This is a genomic window from Sphingopyxis solisilvae (genome assembly GCF_015475875.1).
Classification (GTDB): domain Bacteria; phylum Pseudomonadota; class Alphaproteobacteria; order Sphingomonadales; family Sphingomonadaceae; genus Sphingopyxis; species Sphingopyxis solisilvae.
On sequence record NZ_JADKYM010000019.1, the window covers coordinates 43,756 to 55,020 of the forward strand.

Genomic DNA, 11,265 nt, shown 5'->3' on the forward strand with positions numbered 1-11,265 from the left:
GCGAATGGGTGAAGCAAAGCAGCGTAAGTCCGCATTACGGACAAGGCTCCTCGACCAGGTCGAGGGCTGGACATTTCCGCCAACGGACTGGGAACGCGCGCTCGTCCAGGACGTCATGGCCCTGCCCGCCTATCGTGCTCGGCGGATGCCCGCTAAGGACCTCGCGTGGATGGGCATGCCGGCCAATCATTGTCACGCAAATGTCCGCTGGTATGTCGCCAACGACTATACCAAACAATCGAAGGCCGCTGTCGGCTGGTGGCCTCAGGGGTCCGACCTGGTGTTGCACAGCGTCCTGACTAATGGCGCCGAATATATGTGCATTACGCCCTCTTCGCTCGGAGAAGCCGAGATCGTCTTCATTCCAGACCCCCAGATCGCATGGGTCGAGCATCAGGGGCAATTGGCAGCAAAGCGAAACGGACAAATCATCGGCCTCGGCATTCGCCGCTTTCCCGCGCTGACGATCGCGATGCACGAGATCATGCGGAAAAAGCTCGAAAGCGGGACGGATCCCGATCGAGCGTCTGAATTCAGCGAGAAAGAACGCGATGAACTGATGCGCGTGCATCTTTCCCCGGAGGAATATGCCGCCGTGAGCGAAACCGGCTCCGCCTGACGGCGGAGCCGGTCAACCGATCAGGTGCCGGGGGCGTTCCAGATCAGCACCTTCTTCATCGGATCCTCGCCCGGCGCGTTCGCGACATTGCAGAAGATCTCGCCGAGTTCGGGCGCCGACAGCGACACCGAGATATATTCGGCGCCGGTCGAGCGCGCGGTCTTCGTCCAGCCGCCGCCGAGTTCGAAGCCGTTCCGCCGGCTGACGACGCGGAAGTCGGGCTCGCTTTCCTTCGTCTTGCGGCCGTTCGGAACGATCGCGATCGGCACGGTGACCATGAGGGTCGCAAGCGTGCCCTCGAGGCTGCCGTCGTCCTTGAGGGTCAGATTTCCGATGGTGGTACCCATTTCAAGTCTCCTTGGTTGCTCGGGACCTGTTCCCGATGGCGCCAAAAGGAGGGGCCGTGAGCCGCCGTCACCGAGCGCCCGCGCGAGGGCGAACCCCCAACGGGGGTTGACGGCATTAGGCGAGCCGAGACCCGCAATCAGGCAGCCAATGAGGGAGAGGTCCGCCGAGCGAGGAGACCCATGGGCCTCAGTGGAAATCGTGGCTCCGGATGCGCAGGCCAGGCTCGCGGCTGTCCGGCCCTCCCCCGCTCCGCGCCCCGTCCCCGCGTCCCGGCGCAATGGGAAGTGCGCTGCGCCCTACGCTGCGGAGCAGCGCATCATGATCGGTGATCCGGTCGCAGATGATGTGAATGACCTCGCCTTCTTTCTGGAGCCGTCCTCGCATCGCGATCATCGAGGCCGACATGACCTGGCGCCTGTAGATGTCGAACCGGTCAGGCCAGAGGATACCGTTGGCGATCCCGGTCTCGTCCTCGATCGTGACGAAGAGCACGCCCTTTGCGGAGCCGGGCCGCTGCCGTACGAGGATCACCCCAGCCACCTCGATATTCCGGCCATCGCGGATATAGGCGAGGTCCGCGCAGCGGACCACGCCCATCGCGTCGAGCTCGTCTCGCAGGAAACTCAAAGGATGCGCGCGCAGCGACAGCTGGAGCGTGCGATAATCCTCCACCACCTCACGTCCCTCGGTCATCGGCCGGAGTGCGGTGGCGGGTTCGAGCCCCTCGGGCGAGAAGCCCGCCTCGCGGGCGTCCGCCGCAGCAAACAGCGGCAGCGGCGCCTCCCCCAGCCCCCGCACCTTCCAGAGCCCCTGCCGCCTGTCCTCGGCGAGGCAGGCAAAGCCGTCGGCTTCGGCGATCCTTTCGATCGCGGCGCGCGGCACCCCCGCGCGGCGCCACACATCCTCGACGCAATCATAGGGCACATCGCCCCGCGCCCCCACGATCGCGGCGCCATGAACATTGGCGAGCGAGCGGACTTGGCGAAAACCGAGGCGGACCGCGAGATAGCGCCCACCGCTTTCCTCCAGCGTGCAATCCCAATGGCTGTCGTTGATCGAGACCGGGCGCACCTCGACGCCGTGATTCCGCGCATCGCGCACGATTTGCGCGGGCGCATAGAAGCCCATCGGCTGCGCATTGAGCAAAGCGGCGCAGAAGACATCGGGATGATGATGCTTCATCCAGCAGGAGGCGTAAGCGATCTTCGCGAACGAGGCCGCATGGCTTTCGGGAAAGCCATAGGAGCCGAAGCCCTCGATCTGCTTGAAGGTGCGCTCCGCAAAATCCTTGGGATAGCCGCGCTCGACCATGCCGCCGACGAGCTTGTCGTAGAAATGCGACACGCCTCCCGTCAGCTTGAAGGTCGCCATCGCGCGGCGAAGCTGGTCGGCCTCGGCCGGCGTGAAGCCGGCGCCGACGATCGCAACCTTCATCGCCTGCTCCTGAAACAAAGGCACGCCCAAGGTCTTCTCAAGCACGGTGCGCAGCTCGGGCTTGGGATATTCGGGCTTTTCCTTGCCTTCGCGCCGGCGAAGATAGGGATGCACCATGTCGCCCTGGATCGGACCAGGCCGGACGATCGCGACCTCGATCACGAGGTCGTAGAAACATTTCGGCTTGATCCGCGGCAGCATCGACATCTGCGCGCGGCTCTCGATCTGGAAAACCCCGAGCGTATCGGCCTTCTGGATCATGCCATAGACGGCGGGATCGTCGTCCTGCAGATCGGCCATGCCGACATCGATCCCCTTAAGGTCACGAAGCAGGTTGAACGCCCGGTTCATGCAGCCGAGCATCCCGAGGCCGAGGACATCGACCTTCATGAACTTGAGGACGTCGATATCGTCCTTGTCCCATTCGATGATCTGCCGGTCTTCCATGCGCGCCGGCTCGATCGGCACGAGATCGTCGAGCCGCTCCTCGGTCAGCACGAAGCCGCCGGGATGCTGCGACAAGTGCCGCGGGGTTCCAATGAGTTGGCGCGCAAGATCGAGACAGAGTCTCAGCCGATAATCATCGGCATTGAGATTGAGCTCGGCGATCCGCTCCTCGGGGATGCCGTCCATCGACCAGCCCCAGACAAGCCCCGTGAGCATCTTGGTGAGATCGCGCGGCAAGCCCAGCGCCTTTCCGACCTCGGCGACCGCGCCTCGTGTGCGGTAACGCGTGACCACGGCAGTGAGCGCGGAGCGATGGCGGCCGTAGGTCTCGTAGATCCACTGGATGATTTCCTCGCGCCGCTCATGCTCGAAGTCGACGTCGATGTCGGGCGGCTCCTTGCGCTCGCCCGACACGAAGCGCTCGAAGAGCAGCTCGTGGCGGATCGGGTCGATCGACGTGACGCCGAGCAGAAAGCACACGCAGCTATTCGCCGCCGACCCGCGGCCTTGGCACAGGATGCCGCGGCGCCGGCTCTCGGCGACGATCGAGTTTACCGTCAGAAAATAGGGCGCGTAATCGAGTTCTCCGATCAATCGCAGCTCGTGATCGATCTGCTGCCGGTAGGCAGGCGGAACGCCGCCGGGAAACATGCGCGACGCGCCTTCCTCCGTCAGCGCGGCCAGCGCCTCCTGCGCCGTTCGTCCCGCCATCACCTGCTCATAGGGATATTGGTAGCGGATCTCGCCGAGATCGAAGCGGCATAGCGCCGCGATATCCGCGGTCGCCGCAATCGCATCGGGAAAGAGCGCGAAGCGCCTTTCCATCTCGGCCGGGCTCTTCAGCGCCCGGTCCATGAACCGCTCGCGCTTGAACCCCAGCGCGTCGATGGTGGTCTTCTCGCGGATTGCGGTCAGTACGTCCTGCAGCGGGCGGCGGTCGGGCGCGTGATAAAGAATGTCGCCGAGCGCGACGCTGCGTGCGCCGAGACCGCGCGCCAGCGCGTCGAGGGCGGAAAGCCGCGCGAAATCGCCGGGACGGCGCCGCAGCGTGAGCGCCAGAAATGCGCGCGAGCTGAAGGCGTCGCGCAATTCCGCGAGATCGAGCCGCGTCCGTTCGTCGGCCGCATCGGGCAGGAGGATCGCGACGAGGCCGTCGGCCGAGGCCGCGATATCCGGCCAGTCGAGCCAGCATTGGCCCTTGCCGCCGCGCGCCTTGCCCAGCGAGAGCAGCCGCGTCAGCCGCGACCAGGCCGCGCGATTGGTCGGATAGAGAAGGATCGAGCGGCCATCGCGAAGATCGACGCGCGTCCCGGCGATCAGCCGGACGCCGGTCGTCTCCTGCCCCGACAGGCCGCGGACCATGCCGGCGACGCTGCCCCGGTCGCAAAGCCCGAGGGCCGAATGGCCGAGGTGCGCGGCGGCCGCGAACAGCTCTTCCGGCGAAGAGGCCCCCCGCAGGAAGGAAAAATGGCTCGTGGCATAGAGTTCGACATATGTCGTCGCGGACGCGCTCATCCGAAGACGCCGTGCATGTACCAGCTCAGATCGCCCGTGTTGCCGGTGATCGCGTCGCCGCGGCGGAAGAGCCAGAAGCGCTCGCCGCTTTCCGCCTCGACCCGGAAATAGTCGCGCACCGCCCACATCTCGCCGGGGCGGCGCCACCATTCGCCATGGATGCGCTCGGGTCCGTCGCCCGCGACCACCGCATAGCTCCGCCCGCGCCACGCGAAGCGGCGCGGCGGATGGTCGGGCAGCAGCGCGACGACGCCCGACAGGGCTTCGGGCCGCGCAAGCATGCGAATGGGCCGCGCCCACGCCGGCCAGCCGTCAGGCTTGGTCAGGGGGCCGGCGCGCGTGATCGCGCGCTCAGGCACATCGCTTTCAAGCGCGCCCAAGCGGAACAGCGCGCCTTCTCCGCCACGGCCCGCCAGCGCATCGACGAGCGGAGCGAGGTCGGGCGCTTGGCGTGACGTGTCGAGCGCGGTGCCGATCGTCTCGGGCGCCAGACTTTCGACCTGCGGCGCGGTCAGGACCATAGCCTCGATCCCGAGCCCCGGCTCGATCCGGTCGACCCGGAGCTTGAACAGGCGCAGCAGATGCTTCGCATCGCGCGTCGCGCGCGCCGTCCCCACGGTGACGAGCTGCTCGCCCATATCGAGCCGGTCGCAGCGGAGCACGAGGCTGCGCGCGCCAAGTCCGCGCTCGCGAAGCGCAGGCACCAGGTCGTCCAGAAGGTCGGAAATCACCTGTTCGATCGCCTCGGCCGTCCCGATCGGCTCAAGCAGCGAGCGCCGCGCTTCGGGCATCTCGAACGGGACGACGGGGATGATCGGCTCGGGCACGAACCCGCGCGCCTGGTCGAGACGCTCGACCGCCGCGCGCCCGAGCCGCCGGGCCAGGGGCCCGCGCGGCATCGGGTAGAGATCGGCGATCCGCTCGATCCCGAACCGCGCGGCCGCGGCGAGCGCCTCCGGCGCCAGCCGGAGCGCCGCGAGCGGCAAAGGCGCCAGCGCCTCACCCTCTCTGCCTTCCGGCAAGATGAGAGACGTCGCGGGCCCGTAGCGCGCGAGTGCGTAAGCGGAGCCGGGCGTCCCGGCGATCGCGACACGCGCGGTAAAGCCGAGCCGCTTCAGAAAGCAGAGCAGCCGCGCCGCGAAGCGCTCCTCGCCACCGAAGAGATGCGTCGTCCCCGACAGGTCGAGCCATAGCCCGTCGCTGCCCGATACCGCTGCGGTCGGCGTCCAATAGCGGGCGGCGTGGAGCGCAAGGCGATCCAGCCAGCCGCGATCGCCGACGGGATCGGCATCGAGCACCTCAAGATCGGACACGAGCGCCCGCGCATGGGCCGCGGCCATACCGGGTGCGAGCCCGAGATCGAGCGCATGCGGACAGGTGGCCGTGACAATGTCGCGCTGGCCGGTCCGCGCGACAAGAATCGTCGGCTTCGCTGCCCATGGGGCCATATCGACAGCGACACCCGCGCCCGCGCCTCCGCCATCGTCGGCACGAAGCGTGCGAAACACCGGGGCGGCTGCTTCGCTGCGCCGTCCCAGCTCGCGCATCGTCGGTCGCTGGTGTGCGGGCAACGCATCGACCGCCGACTGATCGGGTCGCGCCCGCGCCGATGCATCCTGTGCCCAGCGCGCGCCGGGGCGCCAGCCACCGCCGCGCGGCACCGAGCAGGTACCGGGATTGTCGTCGATCGGCTCGGGAAAGCGTGGAGCAGCTCGCGCCGGTTCAGGCGGCGTGTCTTGCCGCCCCGCCCGTCGCAATCGCTCTATCGGCAGTTGCGGCAGGAAGAGCGAGGCGACCCTGGTCATCGCACGCCTCCAGTTCGAGGGAGAAAGGCGGCCCGCCGCGCTGGCGGACAAGCTCGACGCTCCATCGCCCGCGTCCGACGCCCGGCGACGCTATACGCCCCGACGACAAAGTACCGATGCGCCAGCGGGTCATGGCGAGCGAGGGATCGGCAAGCGGGCATTGGCCGTATCGCCGATATCGCCGGTAGAGCAGCATCGGCGTATGCCCTTCGGAAGCGGCAAGCTGAAGCCGGCGCGTCGCCGTCTGGTCGGCCGCTTTCACCTCGGCGACGACACAGGCGAGCGAGCCGTCGCGCAGCGCATCCTCGCACATAGCGAGCAATTCCTTGTCGGTCCGGCCCTGCGCATAGAGAATGCGGTCCGGCCCCAACCCCGCCTGTTCGAGACCGGGGGCATAGAGATCGAAACGCGTCAGCGCCCAGAGGGCGGCGACACCGGGCGCGGCGGCGAAGCGCGCGGCGATCCCCGCGGTAAACAGTGTCGCCGCTGCGTCATCGCTCCAGCTTGCCGATGCGCCCGCAAACTCGTGCAAGCCCGCGCCGTCGAGCCCGCCGCCGCTCAGCAGATGATCGAGCGGGCCGATCCCGAACGGCAGCACCGGCCCGCGTGCGGCCGCGACGCGCGCGACCGCCTCACGAAGCGTCGCGAGCTGGTCGGCACTCGGCCGGAGCGAAGAAATGGGCGTAGCGCTCATGATGATACCGACTCAAATGTTCCCTATATGTTCTACTTGCGAGAAACATTCGTCAAGGCAGCTCCCGCACGGTCGTGTTGATCGTTTGTCACTGCATTGAGATTCGGGGATAATTGACCCGATCAGGATGAGGTATTTCCGGGTTCGCAGGGGTGCGCGATCGAAAACTCGAGCGAATATCGTCCTGTAGGATTCGGTTCCTCGGCTTCGATCCGAAAGCGATACCCGTTCCAATCGAGCGAGGCGCCATCGGCCTCCGGATCAAGCTCATCGCGGAACGCAGAACGGGCCTCCGCGCCGACCGCACGATCCATCAAAATGGTGACAAGTTCTGCAAAGCGCTCCTCGTCCCTTTCGCGATTGTCATTCCCCCATATCCAGAGTTCTAGGGTGAGCAGCGTCGCTCGCGCCTCGTCGCCCTCGACATAATAGGTGGCGTAATTGGCCAGCGGACCATCGCCGAACTTGTGCGTGACGCTCGCGCGGTACCGGTCGGAATACCAGAGATAGGGCGTCGGCGGAAATCCTTCTGACACGAGGAATTCCAAGGCAACGTATGGCGACCAGCCGTCTGTCAGGTCGACGGCTGGTCGTCGCAACGCATTGTCCCGCTCCCGCATAGCCTGGGCGATCGCCTGCACGACACCCAGCCGATCGGAAGGACGCCGCTGGGCGACGATATGGCGCCAGCGTTTCAGGAGATCGAGGTCGGTACGAAAGGCGAAAAGCGCGCGACCCCGAGCAAAGCGCGCAAGCCCCTTGTCGGGCAGGGCATATGCGATGTTCGTGAAGTTGCGGTCATAGACGAGGAAAATCGAGAGGGCATACAGAAAGGGCAGGAAAAGCAGTGACAGAAGGATCGGAACGAGCAGTTCGCTCAGATTCTTGCGCAGGTCAAACTTCGCCCATTCGAGCCAGGTTGCGTGAATGCTGTACGCGAGAATGGCGATGCCTGCGACCACGAGGAGTGCGCCGAGGCAGCTCGAGGCGGGCTTGTGCGCGGGATCACGAAGACCGACCTGATGCATGAGGGACACGAAGGACATGACCGGGACGAAGAGCATCTCGGCTGGCAGGCTGAAGCTTTCGAGGCCGCCGATGAAAACGAGGAGGCCCGTCAGTCCGAGTGTATCGCCGATCGTCCGCCCAAAGTAGGTCTTATCCTCATCGATCCTGTTGGCATCGATGAGTGTTACGAAGACGAACGTGATCGACCAGAAGATCGTCGATTTCAGATTGTCGGCAGTCCATATGCCCCACCAAGAGAGAAACGCGATACATGCGCCTACATATAGGGCTGCCACGCCGTAGATCAGGAGAATTTGGCGCTGAACAAAAGCTCTTAGCAGTCCCCGAAAGGCGATCCTAACCGAGGCATGGCGGAAGACGGCGACTGCGAGGATCGCCAGCCAGATCAGCGTTGCGATTTCGCGATTGTTCAATTCCATCGCGCCGGCCAATCTTCTTTCGCGTCAGTCTTTGCCCGCGGAGCGGAGCAAGGCGAGGCTACGATCATCACGTTCGCCCGCGAACCATCGGTTCAGCGCGGCCGCCAAGAGCGAATTGTCAGAGGCTGCCTCGAACAGAGTAAGCGACGAGCGGAGCTTGATGCTGTCGACTTCTCCAAACACCGCCACCGGGTCACTGCCGGTAAGATCCTGCAACGCCTCGACGCATTCGAGATAGCGCGCGCCGAGAAGCGGATGGGCGAGATAGGCACGCGCTTCCTCTATGCCTCCGAGGCCGTAGAGCTGCGCCACCGCGCTGCGCCCGAGGCCGGCAAGCTGGGGAAAGACGAACCACATCCAGTGCGTGCGCTTGCGCCCGCGCCGGATTTCATCGAGTGCGCGCGGATAGACTTGCTCTTGCGCCTTGACGAAGATGTCGAGCCCTTCGGCGTCGGTCATGGTCATAGCGCCAGCGCTCCTTGGGCCGGCGGCTTGCCGTAGACCTGGGTGACCTCGAGCATGCTGGCCGGCAGCCATTGCAGAATATCCTCGGCGGGGGCCCGCGGGTCCAGCCAGGCCACCCATTTGTCGCGCGGCAGCGGAATGATCTGGCGGTGATGATAGGGCGCGATGTCCGGCCCAGCGTCCATGGTCAGCAGGCTGAAGGCCTCTCCGACATGCGCATCGCGCCAGATGCCCGCCATGCAGAACCAGCGATGATCCTTCAACGTGAAGAGCCATTTATCGAGGCGCTTCTGCGACGGATCGGTGGGGTCGGTGAACTCGTAGAAGCCATCGCAAAGTACAAGGCAACGCTGCGTCCCGAGATCGCGGCCCTCCGAACGGACATTATAGACCGGCTTCCCGCCTTGCCCCGGCCAGCTCCACCGCCGGTTGACCAGCTCGCCGACGGCGTCGCCATCGCTCGCCTTCACGATCGGCGCCATATCGGTGATTCGCACATCCTCGCGCGCCGGCACGTTCGGCGCGCCCTCGGGCATCTTGATCTTGATCTGGAGATCGTCGAAGTCTTCCATGATCGAAGCAACGTCGACTTCAAGCTTGTAATCGTTACACATTGCCCTGCAGCCCCTGATGCTTGCGACTCACGGTCGTTCCCATTATGTTCCAACCATGAGCACGGCGCCAACCCCTTTCGATCCCGATGCCCCGGACGGCGGTCGCCGTGCGCTCATAAGACGCAATCCCGACGACGAAAGCGAGATCGAAATGGTCGAGGCTGTCTGGGGAAGCGACCCGCGCTTTTCCGACGGCATCAACTACCGCTTTGCGCGCTCCGAGGGCCGCGCCTTCCCGAAGCGCCGCTGCCTGATCCCCGCGTCCGAGTTCCGCATGGGCACCGGCGACCGCCGCTACCGGGTAACGCTCGACAGCGGCAATTTCTTCTACCTTGCGGGCGTATGGGATCCCCCGCTCGCCGACTGGCCCCTCTCCTACCGTATCCTCACGATCCCGGCCGGCGCCGATGTCATCCCCTATCAGCAGCGCCACGGCGTCATCATCCATCGCCGCGACGTGATACATTGGCTTGATGCTACACTCCCCAACGAGGTGCTGTTCGAGGAGCCCCCGCGCCACACATTCATCGTCGAGCCGCTGCGCGCTCAGACTGAATTGCCGCTGTGATGTCCAAGGGCGCTGGCCGTTAAGCTTCTGCCTAACGGTCGGTCCGTCGGTAGCCGTTGAGAGGCCGCCTCTTTTCGGACGGCATGCTGAGATCCGTTCGGACGAAGAAACTCGCGTCATGATAGCTGAACAACCGGGGGGACAAGGGAAATAGGCCAAGTTCCTTCCCGAGCATCTCCGGCGACATTACACGAGCCTTCAGACGGCTGACGGCGGCGCTGCGCGCCTGAGCCTCGACGGTCCGGATGAACTTGAAATCCATCGTCAAGAAAGCATGGATTCCGAATTTGTCGGCGGTGTAAAGGTGCCACGCATCCTGACTGTTGGCCTGACCCAACGTCCTTACCAACTCGTCGAAGGCTTCGTCCTGGCGATGGCGATCAATGCGGGCTCGCTGCTGCTCTTCGGCCGACGGCAGCCGCATCCAACTCGGGCCGAGATGCGGAAAGACATGCCCATCGACGCTCTCGATCTGAAGCCGGGCGAAAAGGCTATGATCGAAATAGCCATAGCCCCGATAGCGGCCGGCAGGCTGCCGAAACTGCTCGTCCTGCAGCTCGGCAGAAGTCAGAAGCTCGACGAAACCGTTACGGCACAACTGCGCGATCCCAGCAAGAAAGCGAACATTCCGATGCTCACGACCATCCGTATCGTCATCGTGAACAGGAACGCGCGCCGAATAACCCGTGTCGATCTCGTGCGGCCCCCACTTGCTCTTGCCAGTCGATATCCACGCGGTCTCGTGTGTCACCGCGTGATAGAGCACCGTGTTGTCGACGAGCAGCCGCATTGGCTGCATCCCCCCAAGCGTCTGTCGTGCCTGATATGTGGACGCCCACGCCAGCCAATCGGCGATAGGCGGCATAAAACGGAACCGTAGCCGCTCCTTGAAGTTTTCAACGCGCTGAGCGAGGCTCGGCACCGCAGTAGCTCCCTCCTGTTCTTACACTCATGTGTCGTTTCATTCCCGACCATTCAAGTCGGTGCGTCACGCCAAAGCGGCAGCGCTGCGGAGCAGTGCCGGCCCGAAGGGCCCGAGCAATCGCGCTCTTGGCGAGCCCGCAGCGGCACGGCGTGTGCGCAGACGGAAGGGTAGGTCTTGGCGTAGCCAGGACCGTGGCAGCGCGTCAGCGCTGTCCACCCGCTCCGGGTGCGTGCGCCCGCGCCGCAAGGAGAGCGAGCCCAAGTGCGCTCGCGCGGCCAGAACAATGTCGCGACCCCTGGCCGGAGCTCAGCGAGGCCAGAGCGCGCTCATCAACTGCCGCGCTCGACATGCCGCCACGCGGCCGTCCCGCCGGCCAAGCCGGC

General features: G+C 65.2%; 10 protein-coding genes. 2 read left to right on the forward strand and 8 right to left on the reverse strand.

Annotated features, from left to right (window positions below):
• Positions 1 to 4: 4 nt before the first annotated feature.
• Positions 5 to 619, forward strand: a complete 615-nt coding sequence (locus tag IR187_RS13015) for a hypothetical protein (RefSeq protein ID WP_156420511.1) — start codon at positions 5 to 7, stop codon at positions 617 to 619.
• Positions 620 to 639: 20 nt separating this feature from the next.
• Here the strand turns inward: IR187_RS13015 and IR187_RS13020 are convergent, their stop codons facing one another.
• From IR187_RS13020 to IR187_RS13050, 7 genes are all read right to left on the reverse strand, one after another.
• Complete coding sequence (locus IR187_RS13020) at positions 640 to 966, reverse strand: DUF736 domain-containing protein (RefSeq protein WP_058807786.1); 327 nt, start codon at positions 964 to 966, stop codon at positions 640 to 642.
• Between the two features lie 187 nt (positions 967 to 1,153).
• Positions 1,154 to 4,363: an error-prone DNA polymerase gene (locus IR187_RS13025; protein WP_058807785.1), complete on the reverse strand. Its 3,210-nt coding sequence runs from the start codon at positions 4,361 to 4,363 to the stop codon at positions 1,154 to 1,156.
• Positions 4,360 to 6,168: a DUF6504 family protein gene (locus IR187_RS13030; RefSeq protein WP_082662790.1), complete on the reverse strand. Its 1,809-nt coding sequence runs from the start codon at positions 6,166 to 6,168 to the stop codon at positions 4,360 to 4,362. The genes IR187_RS13025 and IR187_RS13030 overlap by 4 nt, the downstream gene beginning before the upstream one ends.
• Entirely contained in the window at positions 6,086 to 6,862 is a 777-nt protein-coding gene (locus IR187_RS13035) for an ImuA family protein (protein WP_194955018.1), read from the reverse strand. Before IR187_RS13035 ends, IR187_RS13030 begins: the two co-directional genes overlap by 83 nt.
• A 122-nt stretch (positions 6,863 to 6,984) precedes the next feature.
• Entirely contained in the window at positions 6,985 to 8,322 is a 1,338-nt protein-coding gene (locus IR187_RS13040; protein ID WP_156420510.1) for a hypothetical protein, read from the reverse strand.
• Between the two features lie 12 nt (positions 8,323 to 8,334).
• Positions 8,335 to 8,769 (reverse strand): DUF1810 domain-containing protein, encoded by a 435-nt coding sequence (locus IR187_RS13045; RefSeq protein WP_058807783.1) that lies wholly within the window; start codon positions 8,767 to 8,769, stop codon positions 8,335 to 8,337.
• Between the two features lie 2 nt (positions 8,770 to 8,771).
• On the reverse strand, positions 8,772 to 9,389 hold the full coding sequence (locus IR187_RS13050; protein WP_058807782.1) for an SOS response-associated peptidase family protein: 618 nt from the start codon (positions 9,387 to 9,389) through the stop codon (positions 8,772 to 8,774).
• Positions 9,390 to 9,444: 55 nt separating this feature from the next.
• Here IR187_RS13050 and IR187_RS13055 point away from each other — a divergent pair, with 55 nt between their 5' ends.
• A complete protein-coding gene (locus IR187_RS13055; protein WP_082662789.1) occupies positions 9,445 to 9,957 on the forward strand; it encodes an SOS response-associated peptidase family protein in 513 nt (170 codons plus the stop codon).
• Positions 9,958 to 9,988: 31 nt separating this feature from the next.
• Here the strand turns inward: IR187_RS13055 and IR187_RS13060 are convergent, their stop codons facing one another.
• Positions 9,989 to 10,879 carry a hypothetical protein gene (locus IR187_RS13060; RefSeq protein WP_058818523.1) on the reverse strand — a complete coding sequence of 297 codons (891 nt, stop codon included), beginning with the start codon at positions 10,877 to 10,879 and terminating at the stop codon, positions 9,989 to 9,991.
• Positions 10,880 to 11,265 lie beyond the last annotated feature (386 nt).

Bases quoted from the DNA above. Each gene is read 5' to 3' on its own strand.
- IR187_RS13015 (WP_156420511.1), top strand. From the start codon at position 5: ATGGGTGAAGCAAAGCAGCGTAAGTCCGCATTACGGACAAGGCTCCTC.
- IR187_RS13035 (WP_194955018.1), bottom strand. From the start codon at position 6,862: ATGAGCGCTACGCCCATTTCTTCGCTCCGGCCGAGTGCCGACCAGCTC.
- IR187_RS13055 (WP_082662789.1), top strand. From the start codon at position 9,445: ATGAGCACGGCGCCAACCCCTTTCGATCCCGATGCCCCGGACGGCGGT.
- IR187_RS13045 (WP_058807783.1), bottom strand. From the start codon at position 8,769: ATGACCGACGCCGAAGGGCTCGACATCTTCGTCAAGGCGCAAGAGCAA.
- IR187_RS13025 (WP_058807785.1), bottom strand. From the start codon at position 4,363: ATGAGCGCGTCCGCGACGACATATGTCGAACTCTATGCCACGAGCCAT.
- IR187_RS13050 (WP_058807782.1), bottom strand. From the start codon at position 9,389: ATGTGTAACGATTACAAGCTTGAAGTCGACGTTGCTTCGATCATGGAA.
- IR187_RS13030 (WP_082662790.1), bottom strand. From the start codon at position 6,168: ATGACCAGGGTCGCCTCGCTCTTCCTGCCGCAACTGCCGATAGAGCGA.
- IR187_RS13020 (WP_058807786.1), bottom strand. From the start codon at position 966: ATGGGTACCACCATCGGAAATCTGACCCTCAAGGACGACGGCAGCCTC.